Source organism: Zhongshania guokunii, assembly GCF_040892635.1.
Taxonomy (GTDB): Bacteria; Pseudomonadota; Gammaproteobacteria; order Pseudomonadales; family Spongiibacteraceae; genus Spongiibacter; species Spongiibacter guokunii.
In genome coordinates this window covers 435,900-460,181 of record NZ_JBFRYA010000001.1, presented here as the reverse complement: position 1 = coordinate 460,181, position 24,282 = coordinate 435,900, and the positions used below count along the sequence as shown (strand labels likewise).

Genomic DNA, 24,282 nt, shown 5'->3' with positions numbered 1-24,282 from the left:
CTACAATACACTCCCTTCAAGTACTGACAGTCACTTTATAATGACCACAAGCCAGCACGATAATCCCTATTCTATTCACTGTGCCAACCTGCAATGGGGCGATGATGGCGCACCACGCGCCGCAGACTACGGCGACATTTACTTTTCCCAAGAGAGCGGCATTGACGAAAGCCGCCATGTTTTTCTAAATCATAATAATCTTGCCGAACGCTGGTGTGCTCTGGACAGAGAAAGCACGGGAAGATTCACAATTATTGAAACGGGTTTTGGCACTGGCCTTAATTTTCTGCTGGCTTGGCAGCTATGGCAGCAAACTGCACCTAAAAATTGGCAGCTTCACTACATCTCGGTAGAAAAACACCCACTCAAGGCAGAGGACTTGCGCCGCGCTCAAACAAGCTGGCCCGAACTCGCGTCTCTAGCAGCTATACTACAGTACAATTATCCGCCGCTGTTACTCGGCCAGCATCGTAGATTGTTGAATAGTGCACAAGTTTGCCTAGATTTATTGTTTGGCGATGCACTTAACTGTTTTCCGGCCCTGCTCGACGCGCCAAATTCTGTAGTTGCTGCAGAACCTAATGCTGACGCCACTCAAACACCTTGTGCAAACGCGTGGTTTTTAGACGGCTTTTCACCCGCAACTAACCCGGATATGTGGCACGACACTCTGTTCGCCTGCATTGGCGCCCTCAGCAGGGAAGGCACGACCTTTGCTACCTTTACCTCTGCGGGTTTTGTTAAGCGCGGCTTGCGTGCTCAGGGCTTTAGTGTTGCAAAAGTAAGCGGTTTTGGCCGCAAGCGCGACATGTTGCGAGGCACAGTTACGCACTCTGTCGCCAGCGATGCCCCTCGGCCCGCGCCCGTGGCAGTGCCCTGGCACCGTCCCGCAGCCCAATTACCGACTAAACACATCGCCATCATCGGTGCCGGACTCGCTGGCTGCAGCACCGCCATGGCCCTTGCCCAGCGCGGTTACAAGGTTACTGTCATTGAGCGCGACACTCCTGCCAGCGGCGCCTCAGGTAACCCCCAAGGAATTCTATACACCAAGCTCTCGGCAGACCCTGGTGACCTCAATCAATTTACTTTGGCCAGCTTCTTATTTTCCCTTGCCCATTATCGCGAGCAACTCGATCAAAAATGGGTAACTGGCGAACTCTGCGGGGTATTGCAGCTTGCCAAAACACAAAAAGAAATCAGTCAATTTCTAAAACTTAAAGGCATCTTAGAAGATCAAGATTGGCTGCAATTTCTTAGTGGTGACGAGCTTCACCGTTGTTCGGGCATTGCCCTAGACGGCCAAGGGTTTTTCTACCCCCAAGCGGGCTGGTTATCGCCGCCCAGTGTCTGCGCCGCCCTGCTTGACCACCCCAATATAAAGCTTGTCAATCACACCAGCGCTCTGCGCCTAGAACATAATGATCTAAACTGGCAGATACTTGACGAACAACAACAGTGTGTTGTCCGTGCAGACACGGTTGTGATCGCCAATAGCAACGACGCCACGCACTTTGCACAAACTGCTTACCTACTCCTCAAGAGTATTCGCGGCCAGTTGAGCTATCTGGCCGAAGCCAGCCTTAGCCAATCGCCCCAGTGTGTTATTTGCCACGAAGGCTATTTGGCGCCACCCATTAACGGGCAACTCTGTGTCGGTGCCAGCTTTGACCTTATTAACAAAGGTAATGAGCTGCGTAGCGCTGATCATGATTGGAACCTTGAACAGCTCAGCGCCCTAGCGCCAAACCTTGTGCGGCCTGGAATTAGCCCGATTGGCGGTCGCGCCGCGCTCCGCTGCGCCAGCCCTGATTACATGCCGATTGTTGGCGCGGTACCGCAAATTGCCAACTTCGCCGAGAATTATAAGGCGCTAGGCAAGGACGCGCGCAGCAAAATACCTATTGCGGCGGCCAATTACCCCAATCTATATATTAATGTCGCACACGGCTCGCGGGGATTAACCTCGACTCCGCTGTGCGCGGAATTGCTGGCCAGCTACATTGGCAATGAAATTAGGCCTCTACCTCGGCAACTCTGCCAAGCCTTGTCTCCCGCGCGCTTTATTATTCGCAAGCTCATCCGTAAACAAGCATTATAAGGAGCATCAAGGGCCTACTGGCGAAAGCCTGTGCAGTCTGTATGATGGAAATACTACCCTGACAATGAAATTGCCATGATCAATGCAGTTCGGCATTTGCGCCGTTTAGCTCCCCATACCACCCTGCGCTTAATTGCCTTTTTAAGCCTGCTACTTAGCCCCTTAGTAACCTTGGCAGCACAAACGCTGCCCTACACACTGGAAACAAGCTATCCACACCAGCCCGCGCTATTCACCCAAGGCCTAGAGCTCTACCAAGGTCGGCTATTTGAAAGCAGCGGTTTATATGGCCATTCAAAAGTCGTGTCACGGGTTTTTCCGCCCAAACCCGAAGACAGCATCACTGGCACCGTACTACCCAGCAACCTATTTGCCGAGGGTTTAAGCTTATACCGCGGCAAACTGTATATGCTCACATGGCGGGCGGGCAAAGGTTTGATACTCGACCCCTACCATTTCAAGCTACTTGATGTCTTTGACTACGCGGGCCAAGGCTGGGGCTTATGCGCCAGCGTGAATAAAGATCGCGGTGATTTTCTGGTAATGAGCAATGGCAGCGATCAGCTGCAATGGATTGATGCCAACACCCTAAAACTCAGCCACAAAGTGAGCGTTAATGACGCTGGACAACCAGTGGATCAGCTTAATGAGCTGGAGTGCCACGGTGATTACATTATTGCCAATCAATGGCATAAATCGCATTTACTCATTATTCACGCCGTTACTGGCAATGTATTGGCCAAGTTGGATCTCAGCGCCCTCGCCCTCGATGCCGCCAAGTCCGCCACGCTAGACCCAGAGGCCGTTCTCAATGGCATCGCCTATGACCCTGGCGACGATAGCTGGCTAATCACCGGCAAACTTTGGCCAAAAATTTATCGCATTAAATTTGATCTGAGCAAAGTCAAGGATCTACAAAAAGCAGCTGTACGATAAGTCATAGGCAAGGCCTTTTTCACCGGCTAGAATGCTAGACTTATTTGATACGCCGCCCCACCCACTGGAATTTGGATAAAGCATGACTCAAGCAGCGCCTGTCGCAACAGCTAATAACACTTCACCAGCAGCCTTCCCGAGCTTTACCTTAATCAGCAGCGAAGAAATACCCGCACTTGGTGTCAGTATCGCTGAATACCAGCACATTAAAACCGGCGCCAGCCACTACCATATTGCCAGCGACAATCCTGAAAATGTATTTTTAGTGGCGCTGCGTACCGTGCCTAAAGATTCTAGCGGCGTAGCCCACATTCTGGAGCACACTGCGCTGTGTGGCAGCGAAAAATACCCTGTGCGCGACCCATTCTTTATGATGATTCGGCGCTCACTGAACAGTTTTATGAACGCCTTTACCAGCTCAGACTGGACCGCCTACCCCTTTGCCAGCAGCAACCGCAAAGATTTTGAAAACCTCTTGCAGGTGTATATGGACGCGGTGTTTTTCTCGCGCCTGCACCCCCTAGACTTTGCGCAAGAAGGCCACCGAGTTGAATTTAAAGAGCCGGGCAACCCCGAATCCGAACTCGAATTTAAGGGCGTGGTGTTTAACGAAATGAAAGGCGCGATGAGCTCTATTTCTAGCCAGCTCTGGCACACGCTCTGCAAATACTTATTTCCCAGCACCACTTATCACTACAATAGCGGCGGCGAGCCAGAGGCGATTCCAGACCTCAGCTACGAACAACTCAAATCTTTTTACCAGAGCCATTACCACCCCAGTAATGCAATTTTCATGACTTTTGGCGATATACCCGCCGCGCAACACCAAGCCCGGTTTGAAGAACTGGGCTTGGCTCGATTTGAGGCCATCGACAGCCACATTGCCGTTGGCGACGAAAAGCGCTATCACGCACCGATTCGTGTGCAAGAAAGCTATCCACTGCCCGCAGCCGAAAACAAGGGTGACAAAACCCATATTGTGGTGTCGTGGTTACTGGGCAAAAGCACCCAATTAGAAACCCTGTTAGAAGCGCAATTACTCGCGGGTGTTTTACTCGACAATAGCGCCAGCCCACTGCTTCACGCCCTAGAAACCAGCACCCTAGGCAGTTCGCCATCCCCCATGTGCGGGCTGGAAGACTCCATGCGCGAAATGGTGTTTGCCTGCGGCCTAGAAGGCAGCAGCGCGGCAAAGGTCGACGAAGTTGAAGCGCTAATCTTAGATACTCTGCGCGAGGTTGCTGCGAACAGTATTGCCAAAGACAATGTCGACGCGGTTCTGCACCAACTAGAGCTGCAACAGCGCGAGATTGGCGGTGACGGTTACCCCTACGGACTGCAGCTTATTTTAACAGCACTAGGCAGTGCCACCCATCGCGGCAAGCCAATTGAGTTGCTCAATTTAGACCCCGCCCTGCAAGCCCTGCGCGAGCGCGCTGCAAAGCCCGAATACATTAAGCAACTGGCGCAAGCGCTATTAGACAATCCGCATCGCGTCACCTTGGTGTTGAGCCCCGACGAAAACATTCAAACCCGTATCGAGCAGGCCGAAAAACAGCGCTTAGCCAACATCAAAGCCAGTTTAAATGCCGAGCAAAAACAAGCCATTATTGAGCAAGTGGCGGCGCTAGCCGAACGCCAAGCCATGGAAGAGGATGACAGTATTCTGCCCAAGGTTACGCTCGATGATGTACCCCTTGACATTCCCGCGCTGCATAGCGAGCAAGCCAAATTTGGCAGCCTGCCTTACACCACCTACGGCCGCGGCACTAACGGCCTGGTATACCAGCAATTAGTGATTGCCCTGCCCGAGTTAGGCGATGAGGAGCTGTCGCTGCTGTCGATCTATACCCAAGTGTTAACCGAACTCGGCCTTGGCGATCAAGATTACCTGCAAGTACAAGCCCGCCAAGCACAGGTCTGCGGCGGAATAAGTGCGTTTACCACCATGCGCGGCGATACAAATAATGAGCAAGACCTAAAAGCGTATTTAGTATTGTCCTCCAAAGCGCTGCTGCGCAACGCCGCTGCCCAAACTCAGTTGATGCGCGACACCCTTGAAACCCTGCGCTTTGATGAATGTGAGCGCATTCAAGACCTGGTTAGCCAATTAACCGCTCGCCGTGAGTCTGGCATCACCGGCAATGGTCACAGCCTTGCCATGACCGCGGCCAGCGCCGGTATGAGCCCTGTCGCCAAGATCAACGAAGCCCTTGGCGGGCTACGTGGCATCCGCCACCTAACCAGCTTAAACAAGCGAATCGCCGATCCCGCCAATTTAGCTGAGCTGGCTCAGCAATTAGCCGTCATACACCAGAAAATGCTAGGTGCAGAGCGTCAGCTGCTGATAGTGGCGGAAGACGACCGGCTCGACGCGCTATGCAACGAACTCGACCCACTGTGGCAGGACTTTAACGCCACCACGCTAAGCCACTTCAAGCAACCTGAGGTGAGAGAATGTAAAAAGGAATTTTGGATAGCCAACTCACAGGTGAATTTCTGTGCCAAGGCCTACCCAACCGTACCTTCAGACCACCCCGATGCTCCAGTACTCACCGTGCTCGCAACGTATATGAAAAATGGCTTTTTACACCGCGTTATTCGCGAGCAAGGCGGCGCCTATGGCGGCGGAGCCTCGCAAGACTCTAATATTGCCGCCTTCCGCTTTTATTCCTACCGCGACCCACGCCTGCAAGACACGCTTAGCGATTTCGACAAGTCCATAGACTGGATGCTTAACACCGCAGTATCAGCCCAGGGCTTAGAAGAGGCAATACTAGGGGTGGTCAGCAGTATCGACAAACCGGGTTCCCCCGCTGGCGAAGCTAAACAGGACTATCACAGCACCATCTTTGGTCGCAGCCTGAGTCAGCGTCGCCGCTTCCGTCAGCGGGTCTTAGCAGTAAATGCAGCAGATTTACAACGGGTTTGCGCACTATACCTCCAGAACGAAAACGCTAGTGTCGCGGTGCTAAGCAATGCCGCCAAAGCGGCCGAGTTAAGTGACTGGTTAAGCGTGCAAAATTTCAGTGTCGAGCAATTGCACACTGCAACTGAAGGAGAGTAATTTAGGGGGATCGCAGCGCCGAGGAGCAATTACTCCGGCGCTGCTGTCGTCTTAATGGGGCTTCTCATTAAAATTTGCTGAAATGACTTAAGGCTACTTGTTGGGCAATTGACCAGCTTGAGCGGCAAGCGCCGCTGAACGCATTTTATTATATTCCCGCTTCTGCTTAACGGTGAGTAAGGCATAAAAATCGCGCTGGGTCGTTAATAAGCTTTCAGTGTGAGCTGCGGATAGACGACCGGTTTCATTGCTGAGCCGCTCAATATTGGCGTCCGTTAAACGTCCCAAGTTGGCACTGCGAATATTCTGTTGTACGAGAACAAGTCCTTCCCGAATCCCCCCTGCCGAAATCGAATACTTTTCTAACAGCGCCTTGACCTGCTCTTGCTGGCTCACACTTAAACCAAGCTTAATGGTCAGCTCATCCAGTCTTGCACCGCCAAAGTCGACACCTTGGCTTTGCGCCTGCGCTGGACTAAAGCCCACCATTACGCTAAAACCGAGCACAATAAGGCACACTATTTTTTTTACTCTGTTCATGAATTCCATTCCTAGATTTTTAAAACAATAAAAGGCCTGCACAAACTGTTATTTTGCCCTAGCTCGCCACAGTAATTCTACTTCTGCCGATTCCACTGTCCACACAGTTACATTTAAAACAAGGCATTAATATGCTCAGCATCATAGCCTTTGTAGTGTAGATAACGAATACATTTGGCTCTCGCCTTGGTTTCAGTCGTATCTAAACCAGTGTATTTTTTTTCAAATAAAGCTCGCGCCGCTGCAAACCAATCAACCTCATGTTCACTAAACTGCTGTGCAATTAACTCGTCGCCTATACCCCGCTGGCGCAATTCAGCTCTAATTCGCTGAGGCCCAAACCCGCCCTGCACCCGCAGCCGGAAAAAAGAACCCGCAAATCGACTGTCCGATTGCAAGCCCTCAGCCTCTAGGAGATCTAAAACTGAATCAATTTCGGTGCTATCTGGAAATTTCCGCATCAGCTTTGTTGCCAATTCGCGGCGAGAATACTCGCGCCGCGCAAGTAGATCCATCGCCTTGTGGCGAATATTTTTCGACATAACTTCACTCAAAGTGTGACGTAAGCCTCACTAAATCCTCAAAATGCTACGTAAGCCTCGAAATTCCCTAACTAAACTTCGGCAACTACTTATTTCAATCGAAGTGTGTAAAGAACAAAGTAACTACCAAGGCCGAGAGGGAAAATCTGCGCTGTTCGGCTCAACCTATTATTCACGGAGAATGACCCATGTTAAACAAAATTACTAGCAAACTGGCCAACCTAAAAAATGACGAAAGTGGCGCCAGCGCGATTGAATATGCAGTTATGGCTGCCTTACTCGTTGTAATAATCGTGTTTGGTATTGGCTTACTTGGCTCTGGCAGCAGTGAATCGACAGGTATTGGTTCTGCGTTCAGCACAATCGGTGACAAATTAGAAGGCAGCTGAGTTTAGAATGCTATCCATAGTCCCTCTCCTTGCTATTGGGTATATCGATTGGTTGCATCGTCGAATACCCAATAGTTACTTACTAGTTTTATTGGGGCTAGGTATTTACTCAAATATTGTATTGGCGAGTAGTACTTTAACTGCTGTAATCATTAATATCATCATTGCCCTAGCACTCACTCTACCTGGTTATATCAAGGGAGTGCTTGGCGGCGGAGATGTTAAATTAATGCTGGTGTTAGCACCTTTCTACACACCATTACAATTGCTATTAGTATTCTCGATTGGAATTGGCAGTTTACTATTCTTAATGACATTCCTACATTTCGCGCAGCGAATGTCATTAACAAAAGCATATTGCCCAGCACTTGCCGCTCATCAGAGCCCGTTTCAGCGCGGCTTGCCACTGGGCAGCGCAATCGCTCTAGGAGCACTATACTTAAATATCTTAAGTATTTTTTAAGGCAGCGCCACTTTAAGTGGCAACTTTGTAACACCGAGCACAGCATGGAGCACGACAATGGCAATCCGGAACTTTTATCGCGCTATCCAGCAGCGGCAAAAAGGTGCTGTCGCCATCGAATTTGTGTTCATCTTCCCCGTATTTTTCGTTATCTGCTACGCTATTATTGTATATGGCCTTGCCTTCATGCTGGTGCAGAACTTCACCTACGCCAGCGAAGAAGTGCTCCGTGCGGCCCTGGTTTGCGACGACTGTTCAAGTCCCGAGGAGTGGGAAGCCCAAATTAACACCATCGCCAGCGTAAGATTAAAAAAAGACGATTTAGATGGTCTCCTCGTTTATTCCCCCGACTCACTGAGCTGGTCTAGTGATTGCCGCGATGCGGCTACTCCCGCCGATGGTGAGCCTGCACTAGATGGCATTATATGCGAAGTAATTGTGAGATCTGCGCCGTTGCTAGACGGAATTACGATGCCGGGCTTCGGTAAGCTGCCAAATTTACCTGCTCAACTGACCGGAAAAGCCAGCCTTTTATTTTAGTGTAATCACCCTGCCTCCGTTGCGCTAAATATGATTATCAACACTTACGATTCAGCACAGGGTAATAGCCGTAAGTAGTATACGTAGCACTCACAATAGCAACACTATGACACAGCACTTAGTATTGAGTTAACGCAGTAGAAACGATTAGCAACAACGTTATCGACACCTTTCAGGGACACGACTATGCAAGCAAGGACATTAAAAATCATCGCGGCACTGCTTATTATTAGTGCAGTGTTTATGGGGGTAATCGGATACAAAATAAGCCAGGAAGACACGTCGAAGAATCGCGCACAAGTCGCGACCAACACTTCTTCCCAGCCAAGTGATTTCACCTACGCGCAAAAGCTGCTTATTGTTAACCGCGGTATGGCAAAGGGCGAAATGATCACCGCGGAAGATGTTCAGCTCATACCCTACCCGCTGTTGGTAGAAGATAGTTATAACAAGGCTGAAGACATCTTAAACAAAAAGCTAGAATCAAAAATTCCCGTGGGCGCGGTCATACGTCAAAGTCATTTTGAAAAGCAAAGCAAACTTGCACCACATATTAATGCCGGCTATCGCGCACTCGCTATTAAGGTCAATGAGACCTCGAGTGCTGGCGGCTTTTTACAACCAGGCGACCACGTCGACATTATATTCACCGCCAGAGCGTCGAAAGATACTTATAACAAGAGTATGTCGCGCCGCTTATTACAGAATATTCGTTTGCTTGCCTTTGGCACCGATCTTGAGCGCGACGATAAAGCAGTGGTAGTTACCAGCGGCAAGAAAACGTCAAAGACAAAAGAAGACAAAGAATCGGGCAAAAGCAGTCGTTCGGCGGTACTCGAAATTGCCCTCGACGATATCGCGCTGCTCACTCTAGCGGAAGAAAGTGGTGAATTACGACTGGTTGCCATAGGCGAAACAGATATGCTCGAAGAAAGCCTTGTGGGAGATAGCGAGCCAAGCACATTGGACCCAAACACTACACCAAGCAAGCACATCAGCGACGCTGACAAAACCGCTTTTATTCGTGATGTCACCGGGCTCAAACCGCCGCCAGCACCTAAGTCTGTCTATGTATACAGCGGCGACTCTGTAGAAACCATTAAGGTAAGAAACTAATGAAGGCGAGCGAAACCAAAGGCAAAGGAGTATCCATGATGAAAAACGGAATTATTTTCGGCTTGCTTCTCACGCTCATTAGTGTCGTGCAGGCAGCCCCGTACAAAACCCTACGGATGACCCTAGGCGAACAACAGGCGCTAACAACGCAATACAGTGTTAAACGCAGCGCTATTGGCAACCCCGGGGTCGCCAGCCTTAAAGTACTTAACTCTAAGCAGTTTTTAATTACCGCAAAGCAAATTGGCTCTACTCAATTACTGTTATGGCAAGGTGGTAGCGAACCGACGACCTTTAAAATTGACGTGATCCCAGATATTGCCAGCTCAAGTACTAGCGGTATTGCTATCGATACCGCTGGTGACAAAGTAATTCTTCAGGGAAAAACAAACTCTCTTAGTCAGCACGCTCAGCTGCTAGAGGCGGCGGGAAAGAATACCGTGGACAATACCGTCCAAGCTGGGGCAATCCAAGTACAAACGGATATTCGGATCATTGAGTACAGCCGCTCGCAGCTCAAACAAATCGGTACCGCACTCGCATATGGCGGCGGTGACACCGCTTTGGCAATGGGTGCAGCTGGTTTACTGCCAACGATCTCGGGGATGAGCGACATCGCCTCAGTGATGGGCGGTCTGGTGACTTCCGGAAATAGCTCCTCCATTCTCATTGGTCATGCGGGTAAAAACTTTAGCGCCGCTGTTAATGCGCTCCAGCAAAACGGTTATGCCTACACGTTGGCCGAACCGTCACTAGTGAGTTTATCCGGACAAACAGCGAGCTTCCTAGCAGGTGGTGAGTTCCCATACCCCGTATCCAATCAGAATGGACAGGTCCAAATAGAGTTTAAAGAATTCGGCGTCCGCCTGCGCTTAACGCCAACGATACTTAGCGAAAATAGCATCATGTTGAAAGTTGCGCCTGAGGTAAGTGACTTAGACTTCAGTAGTGGCGTACAAACGAGCGGTGTATCCGTACCCGCACTGCGGGTACGCCGAACCGACACCACGATTCAGCTCGCGCCAGGCGAAAGTTTTATCATTAGTGGCTTGGTAACTCGCAACACCTATAACAACGCCGACAAAATTCCAGGTCTGGGCGACATCCCCATTCTTGGCGCCCTTTTCCGCTCTACTCGTTTCGAGCAAGACGACAAAGAATTAGTCATGGTGGTAACGCCCCACTTAGTGAAACCCATGGCAAAAAACACTGAACTCAGAGAATTGCCTGGCGAAACCTACCAAGACTACACCCCAACATTTACCTCTATGCTGTTTGGCGACCCTCAGAAAGGGTCTAAAGCACAGCAAGCCAAGCCATCCTCCGCCGGTGTCGGCTTCGCCAACTAATTACTGGGTAGGTATAGCGCCATGAGATTAATTGAACGCAGAGCAGTACCTAGCAAAGCTGAGCACAGCGATGACTATGAAAAGCTTAAATCTGAGCTCCATAAGTTTGTTATTGATCGCATTGAAGATGACAAAATCATCTACGATGACAATCAAAAGAAACTTGAAGAAGCTATTTCAGCCTATATTCGTCAGTACTGCCGAATTTATGAAGCGGTCATTGATAGGGAAACCTTCAAAGCTTTAGAAAAACACATGTTGAATGAAATTGTTGGTTATGGTCCTCTTCAAGGCCTGCTCGACGACCCGACCATCAATGACATACTCATTAACGGTCCACGGAACATCTACATAGAGCGCGCGGGTGTGCTTGAAAAAGCCGACATGCGTTTCCTCGACAACCGCCATGTGTTGCGGGTAATACGCCGCATGATCTCACCACTCGGACGCCGCATTGACGAGTCCAGCCCAATTGTAGATGGACGTTTGGAGGACGGCAGCCGTATCAACGCAATCGTTCCGCCACTGGCCCTAGACGGGCCATGTTTATCGATCCGTAAATTCCGAAAGGACCCGCTCACTGCTCAAGAATTATTAGCGACAGGCTCTATTAGCGAAGACGTACTTGAATATCTAACTAACGCCGTTGCCAACAGAACCAATATTCTCATTAGCGGTGCGACCGGTTCAGGTAAAACTACACTGCTCAATATTTTGAGTCAGTTTATTCCCGCCACTGAGCGTATCGTCACCATCGAAGATGCCGCTGAACTGCAGCTCCGCAATGGCCACGTGGTGCGCCTCGAAACTCGCCCCGAAAACAATGAGGGTGTCGGGGAAGTGACCGCCCGCGAACTCGTTAAAAATGCGCTTCGCATGCGCCCAGATCGCATCATTGTTGGCGAGAGTCGCGGCGGTGAAATTCTTGACGTTTTACAAGCGATGAACACGGGGCACAACGGCTCTATGAGCACCGTTCACGCCAACTCCGCCCGCGACGCTATTACCCGCTTAGAAATGATGGTCGGAATTTCTGGTTTCAAAGGTAGCGGCGACCTTATTCTTAAAATGATAGGCAGCGCATTGGATTTAATCGTGCATATTGGTCGCAAAGCAGACGGAAGGCGCTGCGTGTTGCAAATTGCCGAGCTACATGTCGTTAACAACGAGCTTACCCTGAAAGATATATTCATTTACGACGACGCTACCAGAAAAGTTTTGCGCGTTGACGGTGTTAAAAATACTGCGCGGTCACCGGACCCCGCACACATCTGAGCCAAAGGAATAACCGCTATGTTATGGATTGCACTAGCTCTACTTTTGGTTGGACTGGCCTTTGTCGTGCTAATGATTAGCAGCGAATCAAGCGAAGCTATTCCAGAAGATGAGCTTATACCTGAATTGGGGCAAAAACTGCCTGCATTCTTAGAGAATTATCTTGGTAGTAATGGTGTCGAACTGCCACCAAGTATTGTTTACGCAGGTATTGCGATCACCGTAACAGCTATCGCACTTTGCTTTCTGATCCTGCCCGTAAAAATAAATATTATCGCCGCTGTTGGCGTTTTACTGGTGGCGGTATCTCTAATAAAAATTATTGGCGCACAACGACGTGCAAAAATGCTAGACCAGCTGCCCTCCTTCATTAATCAGGTAACTCGGCGGCTGTCTGCGGGGGTCTCTGTAGAAAATGCTTTTGCTGACTCAGTAGAAACACTTGAGCGCCCGCTCGGCACTGTAATGCGTCGCGTAGTACGCCGAGTTCACTTTGGCTACGACCTTCACCAAGCATTTGAACGGGAAGCCAGAGTCAACCAATTAAATGAATTTGATGTTCTCGCCACGGCCTTACGTATCAACGAGCAATACGGCGGCAGTATTCGTTCAATTCTTGATGACATCGTAGACATACTCAGAATGCAGGACTCGGGTAAACGTGAATTAAGTGCCATGACAGGTGAAACCAGAGTTACAGCGGCGATATTAGCGGCCTTGCCACCAGGCATTGCCGCCTATACTTTCTACAACAACCCTAAATTTCTAACCGATATGTGGCAGGACGCTGGCGGCCAACAAACCTTAATTGTCGCGGTCATTATGCAATTAATGGGTGTCATTATTCTGTGGCGTATGATTAAGTCGATAGGCAACTGAGGAACAGATCATGGAAGTACATCACCTCTATTACATTATCGGCGCGGTTATACTTTGCACTGCACCGGTAATATTACTCGCCGTTGCCCATTTGGAAACTGCTGCACCAGGTAAAAACCAAGAGTTTGAATTCAACTCCAAAGATATGTGGCGACAATTGCGGGAAGAAAACACCCACATCGCCTCCTTATCTCAACTTTTACGCCGCGCTGGCTTGCTTAATACCGAGCAACAGGTCAACACGATCTCAATTACCTTAATCGCGATTATCGGCACCGCTATATGCCTTGGTATATATACATATTTCAATGGCACCCCGCCTACGACGATACTGTTTATCATTACTCTTGGCTTTATTTCACTGGTTTACTTAGCCTATTTTTTCCTGAAAAAAATTGCTCAAAGCCGCCAAGAAAAATTAAATCAAGAAACCCTGATTTTGGTTCAAACCACAAGGATGCTATGGCGAGTGGGACTTTCACTACCGAGAACACTGGCGATAATATGCGATCAGCTTCGCAACCTCGCTCCTACCTGTTCCCAAGAATTACAGCTAGCGGTAAATAAAATTGAGTCTGGCCAAAGCCAAGAAGAAGCGCTCTATGAACTTATTGGCTGCACTAACGCCGAGGGTTTCAAGGAATACCTTATCGTTGTTCGCCAACAAGCGATCACTGGCGGCAGTATTGATAAAGCCTTAGACGAATTATATCGCTTACTGCAAAACCGTCGGAAATTAGACTTACAGGAACAAGTTAACAAGATGTCAGGGAAAATGTCCTTAGTAATGATGCTGTTCCTATTCCCAGCACTGTTGATTGTTGTCGCCGGCCCAGCACTTATGTCGATCTCCACAGCAATAGGCAATCTAGGACAATAACGCAGGAGCGTGTGAAATGAAAATACTGACACTTTCAATAACTGGTTTGCTCATTGTGCTGCTAACGGGCTGCGCCAGCACCGCATCGAGCCGCCAAACAAACGCAAGTAACTGTAACGTTCCGACCAGTAAAGAAGAGAGTATTTCTTTAGATTTGATCGAACAGCAGGTGCTAGAAAAACAGTATTATTCCGCTTTAGCCTACTTAGAAAAAGCCTCTGATGCGAACCCAAGGGTTCTGCGGCTCCGGGCAGAGGCACAGCGCAATACCGGCATGCTCAGTGAAGCTTACGTAAGCTACCGAAACCTTAGCTTGACCTGCCTGACCGCCTACGGCCACGCCGGTATGGCAAAGATTCTCGCGACGCGAGGTGATTTGCCTCAGGCCCACCAGCAAATGTTAAAAGCACGTCGTCTAGCGCCAAGTAATGCCGATATCCGCAATGACTACGGCTTTATTTTACTTGCCCATAAAAACTTTAAAGACGCCCAGCGTGAATTTATGACCGCGCTCCAATTACAGCCTGGCCACCCCGTCGCCATTAGAAACATGGTCATCAGCCTGATATTAGATGGTGACAGCCGCACAGCAGTGCGCATGGCGAAAAATAATGGTATTGACTCCACAGAATTTAAATACCTGCTTAGTCAAGCCAATGCGTTCAAACAACCTGCTTTAGCAGGTAGTAACAATATCTATGATGGAGCACCACTATGAAACCAGTAATATTTGCCCTAGCGTTTAGCGCCTTCGCCACGTCAATGCAGACTCTGGCCGAGCCAGAAGTCGTATATACACCAAATACTAAGTTTCAAACAGTGACAAGCAGACTATTAGCCCAGCAAAGTTCTGGTCAAAACGCCAGCAGCCAAGAACAACACCTTAGTGGCAAGGTCAGCACCGAAGTGTATAACCGCTATGTTAAAAGCTTCTCACACCCAATTCCCGAGCGTTTCGGTAGCGACTCATTCAAAGCAGAGTAAGCAATATGCGACCACAGCAAAAGTTAAATCAGTATCACCCTGCTAGGCAAGCGGGTGTCACTACAATCCTCGCGGTATTGATGATGCTGAGTTTATTCACTTTTGTCGCAGTGGTCGCTGACACTGGACGGCTCTATCTTGAGAAGCGCACCTTACAAAAGAATGCCGATTTAGCGGCTATGGAAACTGCACTAATCTACTGCCGGGACCAAACGCTCGATGTAGAGTCTATGACTCTTGCTGACATGTATGTTCTCTCTGCTACCCGTAATGATTTCAAAGGAAACAACACCAATAGCAGCCTTGCGGTTAGCCGCGATGGCAATGCAATTACTGTCAATCTTGCTTATAAGGTACCCACATCACTTTTCGCACAATTAATGCCAACTGGCGACAATGAAATAAATCTGAGTGCCACGGCAACCGCAAAAGCATGCGAGCCAACAGCGCAACTTACCATCCGTAATAGTTTGGTTTCCGTTGACGGAGGGATGCTCAATTCAGTACTGGGTGGACTAACCGGCTCAACCTTGACACTAAGTGCCGCTGGTTGGCAGGGGCTAATAGATGCCGACATAAACTTACTGAACTACTTGATTGAACTTGGTGCAACCGCGGGCGACTACAACTCGATACTTAGCACCAACATCAATCTCCCAACGCTACTGTCGATTGCAGCTGATGTGCTTAATACCGAAGGCAGCACAGCGTCAATAACTGCGGCGAACTCCTTAGATAGCTTAGCCCTAGAAATTCCAACACTGCCTATTACACTGGGAGATCTGATTAACGTTCAGGCGGAGGCATCAAAAGCGTCCCTGAATACCAATATTAACGCTTTTGATTTGGTTCAAGGGCTTATGCAAATTGCAGCCGGAGATAGCGCTATTAGTCTCGATCAGACTGTCAGTGTATTAGGCTTGGTCAATGGAAAAATCGGGGTAAAAATCATATCTCCGCCCCAAATATCGGCTATCGGTAACCCAGAGTCTGACACCATCAGTGTAAAAACGGCACAAGTTCGGGTATTTATATCGCTGACGACAACCCTTCCCTTAGGCCTATCCAATCTTATACCTGCACAAATTGATGTCCTCGTTGATGCCGCGGAAGCAGATGCTACTGTAGATGATTATGTTTGCGCCGCAGATAATGAAAAACAACTGAATAGCTTGGCAAATACCTCAGCTGTATCAGTGAAAGTTGGTAGCTTTGGCAGTACGCCGAGCAATGCCTATGCAAATGTTTTTTCTGGCTCACCGATACTATCACCAACCGCCATAATCCGTATCCCAGCAATACTTTTAACACCAGAAATCCAAATTTTATTTAAAGCAACGATGGATCTCGCGTCTAACTTCAATAATTTAATTATCCATACCAACGACACCGACGAAGAGCTACCGGAAGTCGCTGTAATGCTTACCGATAACGCGTTTCAACCTACTACCGGTGTTAGCAGCGCTCTCGCGCTTACACCGGCCGTCAGCTTCACCCCAGTAATCCCCCTCGTTACAAGTCTCGTATCAGCTACGGTCTCAACCTTAACAAGCAGTTTATCAACCGTGCTCAGCACTCTTCTGACGCCGATAATAAATCCTTTATTAAATACACTCGGCGTGAGTATAGCGGGAGCGGAAATAGGTGCGGCGCTCACTTGTGAAAATGATACCGTAAGATTGGTTAATTGAACTCTGTTCTGCTTTATGTCGACAAGATAGCTGCTTATTGCCATATAATATTTAGGACAGTTTCACAGTAAGCATGTGCGGATTAGTACTCAAAATATTTATTAATCCGATCTAATCACTAAGCATGCGCGCGAGAGAGAAACCCAATCAATATGAATAAAATAACTACACATACCGCCATCTCTCTCGCTACAAACCAGGCTTTTTTCCTATTTGTAGCGGCGTATGTGATTTGCACCTTGGGTTTTATTCACTATCATGGCCTTAGTGACCGTTTTTCAATATTTATGTATATCAAACCGGCTACGCTCCAATTCATTCCAGTCGGAATGATTTTTTATGCCATTTACACATTCCACATCATGATAAAAATTCGGCCCAAGAACTTATTTTTGCATATGTTTTTCCAGCTGAAGTCATCAATGACAAGCTATGTGTTTATCAGAGGAATTTTAACTTATTTAGCAATATGTATATTTTTATCTACAATGACTTCTTTTAAATTCCTAATTCCAGAGATCAATCCATTTAGCTGGGATCTTGCACTTGATAATTTTGACCGAAAATTACATGGGGGTTACGCTCCATGGGAAATACTTCAGCCTTTCCTTGGCCAACCCATAATTACTCGTTTCATTGATATGATTTACGCCTCTTGGTTCATCGCAATGTTAACAGTACTTGTATGGTTTATATTTTTATCAAAAAATGAAATATTACGAAAACGGTTTCTACTTAGCTACCTAATGGCCTGGACGGTAAACGGCACAATTCTAGCATTTATTTTTTCCTCGGTAGGCCCCGCTTTCTTCGAAAATATTTATCCTGCCATTAACAACCCTTACCATGGATTGATGGCCTATTTAAACGTAGCTAACTCTAACTACCCATTATTAGCCTTGGAAGCACAACAGCTCCTTTGGGGTTGGCACTCTAGCGGTGCTGTAGGCGCCGGCGGCGGAATTTCCTCGATGCCCAGCATGCACATTTCCATTGCGACCTTGATCCTTTTTGTATGCTGGCGCACCAATCGTGTTGCTTTCCGGCTATTTGGAGCTATATTTCTACTATTAATTTTATTGGGTTCGGTTCACCTCGGCTGGCACTACGCCATTGATGGCTATTTATCGATCATTTCAACCGCCTTGATTTGGAAAATTAGCGCTTATCTTGTCTCTGATAGCAATTGCCAACATAATAAGCTTATAGACAAGACTGACGTTTGTAGTCCTTGCTAACATTTTTGAGAGGCGCGCTACACTTGGTCATTTGAACCAGCGAGGTATTAAACGGTGACAGTCATTTCGTCCCCGAGCCCAATACCAATGCCGCTAGAGACCAAGTATTTGCCTAATTGCTCTCCGTAAATAGCCTAATCACTGCCAGTTTAAGAGAAGCAGCCATGACGTTTAATGACTACCTTACCGTCCTCGCCAAAAATGATGGCTCAGACCTCTTTCTTAGCACTGGAGCTCCACCCTGCGCCAAGTTCCACGGCAAGCTCAAGCCACTAGACAAAGAAAGCTTTGCGGCTGGCGATATTAAGAAAATCGCTTACGCCATTATGGATGAGGCCCAAATCGAGGAATTCGAGCAAGAATTAGAAATGAACCTCGCCTACCACATACCAAGCGTAGGACGATTTAGGGTCAACATCTTCAAACAGCGCAATGAAATCTCCATGGTAGCCAGAAATATCGTTACCGACATACCCAATGTCGATGCTTTAGGCCTGCCGCCGATATTAAAAGAAGTCATTATGACTAAGCGCGGGCTGGTGTTGTTTGTTGGGGCGACTGGCTCGGGTAAGTCCACCTCCCTCGCTGCGCTTATCGATCACCGTAACACCAACAGTAGTGGCCACATCATTACCATTGAGGACCCTATTGAATTTATCCACCGTCATAAGCGCAGCATCGTAAACCAACGCGAGATTGGCATGGATACTCGCAGTTTTCACCAGGCGTTAAAAAACACCCTGCGCCAAGCGCCTGATGTAATTTTAATTGGTGAAATCCGTGACCGAGAAACGATGGAGCACGCATTGGCCTTCGCTGAAACGGGCCACCTTTGTATATCAACCTTACACGCTAACAACGCCAACCAAGCTCTAGACCGGATTATTAATTTCTTCCCCGAGGAACGGCGAAACCAGCTATTGCTTGATCTCTCGTTGAATTTAAAGTGTTTTGTATCTCAGCGCCTAGTACCCACCGAAGACGGCAAACGAGCAGCCGCTATAGAGATTCTCCTCGGCACGCCGACAGTCGCCCAAGCAATTCATAAGGGTGAAATTGAAACAATCAAAGAAATCATGCATAAATCTGAAAACGTGGGCATGCAAACCTTTGATCTCGCCCTCTTCAATCTTTACGAAGCAGGCAAAGTTTCATTTGCAGAAGCATTGAAAAATGCTGATTCAGCAAACAACCTCCGCTTGCGCATAAAGTTGCACAGCAAGCGCGGTATACCAGCAGACGCTGCAGAAGAGACCGGTAATGACGAGAAAAAACCTGTGTCGGCAATGAGTTTAAGCTTAGAAATGGATAATAACGAAGAGGAACTACCTGAATAGACGCTTTGCTAAGAGTAATACTGCAGTACACGATAACTGCAGTATTACTCTATTAGATTACTACTTCTCAGTGGCAACCGGTTCTTCAGGTGCTTTCTTTGCGCTAGGTTTAGGAAGCATCGCTTCGCGAATCTGCCCCTCGATTTCTGCAGCTATTTCAGGATGCTCACTGAGATACTTAGCGGCATTTGCTTTACCTTGGCCAATTTTATCACCCTTATAGGCATACCAAGCACCAGCCTTATCGACCAAGCCCTGCTTTACGCCCAAATCAATCACTTCGCCAAGACGATAAATTCCCTGTCCGTAAAGGATCTGAAACTCTGCTTGCTTGAACGGAGGTGACACTTTGTTTTTAACGATCTTCACTCGCGTTTCATTGCCAATCACTTCCTCACCATCTTTAACCGCACCAATACGGCGTATATCAAGACGAACCGAGGCATAGAACTTTAGTGAATTACCACCAGAAGTGGTTTCTGGGTTGCCAAACATTACACCAATCTTCATCCGGATCTGGTTAATGAAAATAACAAGGCAGTTAGCGTTCTTAATATTACCGGTGAGTTTACGCAGCGCCTGAGACATTAAGCGCGCCTGCAGACCGACATGGGTATCGCCCATTTCACCTTCAATTTCAGCCTTAGGCACTAACGCCGCTACCGAGTCGATAACAATAACGTCAACCGAACCAGAGCGAACCAGCATATCGGTAATTTCCAATGCCTGCTCGCCAGTATCAGGTTGAGAAACCAATAGATCGTCTAGGTTTACACCAAGCTTTTCAGCGTATTGGGGGTCTAGAGCGTGCTCTGCATCGACAATAGCCACTGTTTTGCCCGCTTTTTGAGCCTCAGCCATAACCTGCAGACACAGTGTAGTTTTACCTGACGACTCTGGGCCATAGATTTCTACGATTCGGCCGTAGGGTAAACCACCGATACCAAGCGCAATATCCAGCCCCAGCGAGCCGGTAGAGACAGATGGCATCACTTCCCGTGAGCTATCGCCCATTTTCATGATTGAACCCTTACCAAACTGGCGCTCAATCTGGCTCAGCGCCGATTCCAGTGCTTTCTGCTTATTGGGATCCATATGTTCTCTACCTTTGTGAATGCTGATATTAAAATGAATAATGGCTGGCTGAACCACTGGCCAAACAACTGTATGTATAATCAGTATTATCAGCCCCATTGTCAATGCCGTACGCCAAATTCTTTAGCGTTTTCAAAATCCTCGACGCCCAGCAACACATACCATTAAGCCACTGCCAGGATTTCATTACTATTACACCTAAAAGTGGCTGTGTTAAAGTGCAGTCCGCATTCAAAACCGCAGCCCGAGGCATCATGATCCCCTGGAAACAACTTAGCACCGCGCAGATCCCCAATAATGGCGGCGAACTTAAATTATCCCAGCGCGGCGATGAGTTCTCTATCCGCCTGTCGGGCGTGCGCGGTGAGCTGATGAACAGTCGAATGTTCAATTCAGAGGAAGCCCTTGCCGATCTGGCCTGTGCGCGGTTAAAAGTGCGCGACGGCAGCGCTGAGGTTTTAGGCGCCGAGATACTAGTCGGCGGCCTAGGCATGGGTTACACCTTAGCAGCGGCACTTCGCGGCGTTGGCGCCAGCACTACAGTTACCGTGGCGGAGCTCATTCCCGCCGTGGTGGAGTGGAACCGCGGCCCACTGGGTGAATGCGCTGGCAATCCGCTGCGCGACGCTAGAGCCAAGGTCCATGTCGGTGACGTTGCCGAATTAATGAACAACAATCCCCGCGCCTATGACGCCATTTTACTCGACGTTGATAACGGCCCCGAAGGACTAACGCAAACCGACAATAACTGGCTGTATTCTCAAGCTGGACTAGACGCAATATTTAACACTTTACGCCCCGAAGGTGTATTAGCGATCTGGTCGGCGGGCGCCGACTCTATGTTCGCCATTCGCCTTAAAAAAGCCCGCTTTAAGGTCACTATACACACTGTTCGCGCACGCCCTGGCAAAGGCAGCCGCCACACTATTTTTCTTGCCCAAAAGCCGTGGCAGTCCGCCGACCGAGGCAATCTATAACAGCAGTATGCTATTAGTGGTTTTTTATACGTTTTGCTATTCTTGCCTAATTCATTAATGCCGCTAGCCAGCCCCTAATTTTGTCCGCCAATTTACGCCGAACACCACAAATTTACCGCCTAACCAACAAGGCCAACATAGAGCAATGATGAGCAAAGCCACTACCAATACTGTTGCCGAAACACAGCACACGCCCATGATGGTTCAGTACCTTAAAATTAAAGCTGAACACCCCAATGAGGTGGTGTTTTACCGCATGGGTGACTTTTACGAACTGTTTTTTGATGACGCCAAAAAAGCGTCCGAATTACTGGACATTACGCTTACGGCTAGGGGCAAAACAGGCGGCAATCCAATTCCGATGTGTGGCGTGCCCTACCACGCTGTTGAAGGCTATTTAGCGAAATTAGTCAAAGCCGGCGAGTCAGTGGCGATTTGCGAGCAAATCGGCGATCCGGCGACCAGCAAAGGGCCAGTAGAACGCGCTGTCGCGCGCATAGTTACGCCAGGCACCATCAGTGACGAGGCGCTACTGGATGAACGTCGCGACGCGCTACTTGTTGCCGCTTGTGGGCACTCGGGCTTGTTCGGCATAGCTGTGCTAGACATGAGCAGCGGTCGCTTTCAAGTTTTAGAAGTAAAAGGTCAAACAGCATTTGTTGGCGAGTTACAGCGCCTGCGCCCCGCCGAGCTACTGGTTGCCGACGATCTCAATGTAGAGGAAATGCCCAAGTTTCCTGGTCTACGTAAACTTCCGCCCTGGGAGTTTGATTTTGACGCTGCAACGCGGGGACTGTGCCAACACTTTGGTGTGCAAGACTTGGCCGGCTTTGGCTGCGAACAACTTACTCAAGGTGTCTCCGCCGCTGGCTGCTTACTGCATTACGTTAAAGACACCCAGCGCACTGCCCTGCCCCATATTCGCCAGCTCAAGCACGAGAACCGCGATGACGCAGTTGCAATGGACGCCGCAACTCGTCGCAATTTAGAGCTGGACCTAAATCTTGGTGGTGGCGTTGAAAATACCCTCGCCTCGGTCTTTGATCGCTGCCAAACCGCCATGGGTTCGCGTTTGCTACGGCGCTGGCTACACCGCCCCCTCCGCAACCAAGCTATTCTGAGCGCACGTCAAAGTGGCGTAGTCGGCCTTATTGATAATTATCAGTTCGAAACCCTGCGCGCCACACTCAAGCAAATCGGCGATTTAGAACGTATTCTATCCCGCGTCGGCCTGCGTTCGGCCCGCCCGCGAGATTTGTCGCGCTTGCAGCGCTCGCTGGCGACCTTACCTGCGCTACAAAGCCAATTAAAACCCTTTGACATTCCCTATTTAAAGGATTTAGCAGAGCAAATCAGCGAATTCCCTACGCTTGCCGATTTACTCGGCCGAGCGGTGGCAGAAAACCCACCCATGGTATTGCGCGACGGCGGCGTAATTGCCGAGGGCTTCGACAGCGAACTCGACGAACTGCGCAGCCTGAGCACTGATGCCGGTGAGTTTCTATTGGCAATGGAGCGCCGCGAGCGGGAAAAAACGGGACTGAGCACCTTGAAAGTGGGCTATAACAGGGTCCATGGCTACTACATTGAAATAAGCAAACTGCAAGCGGGCCAAGCACCTGTTGAGTACATTCGCCGACAGACCTTAAAAAATGCCGAACGCTTTATTACGCCAGAGTTAAAGACTTTTGAAGACAAAGCACTGAGCAGTAAAAGCCGCGCTCTTGCGCGCGAAAAAATGCTCTATGACGAATTGCTAGACAACCTTAATGCCGAGCTGGCCGACTTACAAAATGCGGCACAAGGCTTATGCGAACTAGACGTCATCGCAAACTTGGCGGAGCGCGCTGTTCAGCTTGATCTCTGCCAGCCAGAGTTCAGCAATAGTCCGCTATTGGATATTGAGCAAGGCCGCCATCCAGTGGTAGAAAGCGTGCTCGACGAGCCCTTTATTGCAAATGATCTCAAACTTGCCGATGACCGCCGCACATTGATTATTACCGGCCCGAACATGGGCGGTAAATCGACGTATATGCGCCAAACTGCGCTAATTGTACTCTTGGCCCACATCGGCAGCTTTGTGCCCGCCAAATCGGTAAAACTGAGTTTAGTGGACCAAATATTCACCCGTATCGGCTCGTCAGACGACCTCGCCGGCGGGCGCTCTACTTTTATGGTGGAAATGACCGAGACTGCCAATATTCTTCATAATGCCACCGCCAAAAGCTTGATCCTAATGGATGAAATCGGCCGCGGCACCAGCACCTTCGACGGGCTTTCTCTGGCCTGGGCCTGTGCGATTGATCTGGCCGACCGAGTTCACGGCTTCACGCTGTTCGCCACCCATTATTTTGAGTTGACGGTTTTACCAGAAACCTACCCTAAGGCGGCAAATGTTCACCTTGGCGTCACCGAGCACAATGACCATATTGTATTTTTACACCGCGTTGAAGAAGGCCCCGCCAACCGCAGTTACGGTCTACAGGTCGCTAAATTGGCGGGCATACCACCTAAGGTGGTTAGCGCCGCCAAAATAAAGCTACGCGAGTTAGAATCACAGGCTATTGGCCACACCCAGCTCAATACCGCTGGACCGCAGCCCGACTTATTTGCTCCGCCGCTAAGTGCCGACCACCCGGTGTTGAGCGAGTTAGACGACATCAATCCCGACGACCTCAGCCCACGCCAAGCCCATGAGCTGCTGTATAAGCTCAAGGCCCAGCTGCAATAGCGGGGTTTATAGTGAAACTGGCGTCCTTAATACGTAAAAGCGATAATACACAGCTAAATTAAAGGTAAGACGAAAGCTATACCCATATTTTTCACTGGTGTTACAATACCGCGCTCTGCGAGTAACCCAACCCACAGTCAGGATTTAAAAGG

Annotated in this window: 21 protein-coding genes; 18 read left to right on the top strand and 3 right to left on the bottom strand. The window is 48.9% G+C overall.

The window, feature by feature from the left end; all coding sequences use genetic code 11:
- The first annotated feature begins 40 nt into the window (after positions 1-40).
- From mnmC to AB4876_RS02095, 3 genes are all read left to right on the top strand, one after another.
- Complete coding sequence (gene mnmC / locus AB4876_RS02105; RefSeq protein ID WP_368379994.1) at positions 41-2,101, top strand: bifunctional tRNA (5-methylaminomethyl-2-thiouridine)(34)-methyltransferase MnmC2/FAD-dependent 5-carboxymethylaminomethyl-2-thiouridine(34) oxidoreductase MnmC1; 2,061 nt, start codon at positions 41-43, stop codon at positions 2,099-2,101.
- Positions 2,102-2,176: 75 nt separating this feature from the next.
- Positions 2,177-3,037: a glutaminyl-peptide cyclotransferase gene (locus AB4876_RS02100; protein WP_368379993.1), complete on the top strand. Its 861-nt coding sequence runs from the start codon at positions 2,177-2,179 to the stop codon at positions 3,035-3,037.
- Positions 3,038-3,119: 82 nt separating this feature from the next.
- A complete protein-coding gene (locus AB4876_RS02095; RefSeq protein ID WP_368379992.1) occupies positions 3,120-6,104 on the top strand; it encodes an insulinase family protein in 2,985 nt (994 codons plus the stop codon).
- 93 nt (positions 6,105-6,197) lie between these two features.
- Here AB4876_RS02095 and AB4876_RS02090 read toward each other — a convergent pair whose 3' ends face one another.
- Positions 6,198-6,644: a Spy/CpxP family protein refolding chaperone gene (locus AB4876_RS02090; protein ID WP_368379991.1), complete on the bottom strand. Its 447-nt coding sequence runs from the start codon at positions 6,642-6,644 to the stop codon at positions 6,198-6,200.
- A gap of 113 nt (positions 6,645-6,757) precedes the next feature.
- The gene (locus AB4876_RS02085) at positions 6,758-7,186 is read right to left on the bottom strand and encodes a regulatory protein RecX (protein ID WP_368379990.1); all 429 of its coding nucleotides are present in this window, start codon (positions 7,184-7,186) and stop codon (positions 6,758-6,760) included.
- A gap of 188 nt (positions 7,187-7,374) precedes the next feature.
- Between AB4876_RS02085 and AB4876_RS02080 the strand changes: the two genes are divergently transcribed.
- The 13 genes from AB4876_RS02080 to AB4876_RS02020 all read left to right on the top strand — a co-directional run bounded on the left by AB4876_RS02080 (position 7,375) and on the right by AB4876_RS02020 (position 19,327).
- A complete protein-coding gene (locus tag AB4876_RS02080) occupies positions 7,375-7,575 on the top strand; it encodes a Flp family type IVb pilin (protein ID WP_368379989.1) in 201 nt (66 codons plus the stop codon).
- 7 nt (positions 7,576-7,582) lie between these two features.
- Entirely contained in the window at positions 7,583-8,038 is a 456-nt protein-coding gene (locus tag AB4876_RS02075) for a prepilin peptidase (RefSeq protein ID WP_368379988.1), read from the top strand.
- 57 nt (positions 8,039-8,095) lie between these two features.
- Positions 8,096-8,578 (top strand): TadE/TadG family type IV pilus assembly protein, encoded by a 483-nt coding sequence (locus AB4876_RS02070; RefSeq protein ID WP_368379987.1) that lies wholly within the window; start codon positions 8,096-8,098, stop codon positions 8,576-8,578.
- A gap of 186 nt (positions 8,579-8,764) precedes the next feature.
- Positions 8,765-9,694 carry a Flp pilus assembly protein CpaB gene (cpaB, locus tag AB4876_RS02065; RefSeq protein ID WP_368379986.1) on the top strand — a complete coding sequence of 310 codons (930 nt, stop codon included), beginning with the start codon at positions 8,765-8,767 and terminating at the stop codon, positions 9,692-9,694.
- Positions 9,695-9,729: 35 nt separating this feature from the next.
- On the top strand, positions 9,730-11,043 hold the full coding sequence (locus AB4876_RS02060) for a type II and III secretion system protein family protein (RefSeq protein WP_368379985.1): 1,314 nt from the start codon (positions 9,730-9,732) through the stop codon (positions 11,041-11,043).
- Positions 11,044-11,064: 21 nt separating this feature from the next.
- Positions 11,065-12,318, top strand: a complete 1,254-nt coding sequence (locus AB4876_RS02055; protein ID WP_368379984.1) for a TadA family conjugal transfer-associated ATPase — start codon at positions 11,065-11,067, stop codon at positions 12,316-12,318.
- An 18-nt stretch (positions 12,319-12,336) separates the two neighbouring features.
- Positions 12,337-13,197, top strand: coding sequence for a type II secretion system F family protein (locus AB4876_RS02050; RefSeq protein WP_368379983.1), 861 nt, complete (start codon positions 12,337-12,339; stop codon positions 13,195-13,197).
- A gap of 10 nt (positions 13,198-13,207) precedes the next feature.
- Positions 13,208-14,077, top strand: coding sequence for a type II secretion system F family protein (locus tag AB4876_RS02045; RefSeq protein ID WP_368379982.1), 870 nt, complete (start codon positions 13,208-13,210; stop codon positions 14,075-14,077).
- A 16-nt stretch (positions 14,078-14,093) separates the two neighbouring features.
- Positions 14,094-14,795: a tetratricopeptide repeat protein gene (locus tag AB4876_RS02040; RefSeq protein WP_368379981.1), complete on the top strand. Its 702-nt coding sequence runs from the start codon at positions 14,094-14,096 to the stop codon at positions 14,793-14,795.
- Positions 14,792-15,061, top strand: a complete 270-nt coding sequence (locus AB4876_RS02035) for a DUF3613 domain-containing protein (RefSeq protein WP_368379980.1) — start codon at positions 14,792-14,794, stop codon at positions 15,059-15,061. Before AB4876_RS02040 ends, AB4876_RS02035 begins: the two co-directional genes overlap by 4 nt.
- A gap of 5 nt (positions 15,062-15,066) precedes the next feature.
- Positions 15,067-16,752: a pilus assembly protein TadG-related protein gene (locus AB4876_RS02030; RefSeq protein ID WP_368379979.1), complete on the top strand. Its 1,686-nt coding sequence runs from the start codon at positions 15,067-15,069 to the stop codon at positions 16,750-16,752.
- 152 nt (positions 16,753-16,904) lie between these two features.
- Positions 16,905-17,990 carry a phosphatase PAP2 family protein gene (locus AB4876_RS02025; RefSeq protein ID WP_368379978.1) on the top strand — a complete coding sequence of 362 codons (1,086 nt, stop codon included), beginning with the start codon at positions 16,905-16,907 and terminating at the stop codon, positions 17,988-17,990.
- Between the two features lie 164 nt (positions 17,991-18,154).
- Entirely contained in the window at positions 18,155-19,327 is a 1,173-nt protein-coding gene (locus AB4876_RS02020) for a PilT/PilU family type 4a pilus ATPase (RefSeq protein WP_368379977.1), read from the top strand.
- 60 nt (positions 19,328-19,387) lie between these two features.
- On the opposite strand, the gene recA is transcribed toward AB4876_RS02020, so the two are convergent.
- Positions 19,388-20,422 carry a recombinase RecA gene (recA, locus tag AB4876_RS02015; protein ID WP_368379976.1) on the bottom strand — a complete coding sequence of 345 codons (1,035 nt, stop codon included), beginning with the start codon at positions 20,420-20,422 and terminating at the stop codon, positions 19,388-19,390.
- A 254-nt stretch (positions 20,423-20,676) separates the two neighbouring features.
- Between recA and AB4876_RS02010 the strand changes: the two genes are divergently transcribed.
- Both AB4876_RS02010 and mutS read left to right on the top strand, forming a co-directional pair.
- The gene (locus tag AB4876_RS02010) at positions 20,677-21,399 is read left to right on the top strand and encodes a spermidine synthase (RefSeq protein WP_368379975.1); all 723 of its coding nucleotides are present in this window, start codon (positions 20,677-20,679) and stop codon (positions 21,397-21,399) included.
- 145 nt (positions 21,400-21,544) lie between these two features.
- Positions 21,545-24,130 (top strand): DNA mismatch repair protein MutS, encoded by a 2,586-nt coding sequence (mutS, locus tag AB4876_RS02005; RefSeq protein ID WP_438273394.1) that lies wholly within the window; start codon positions 21,545-21,547, stop codon positions 24,128-24,130.
- Positions 24,131-24,282 lie beyond the last annotated feature (152 nt).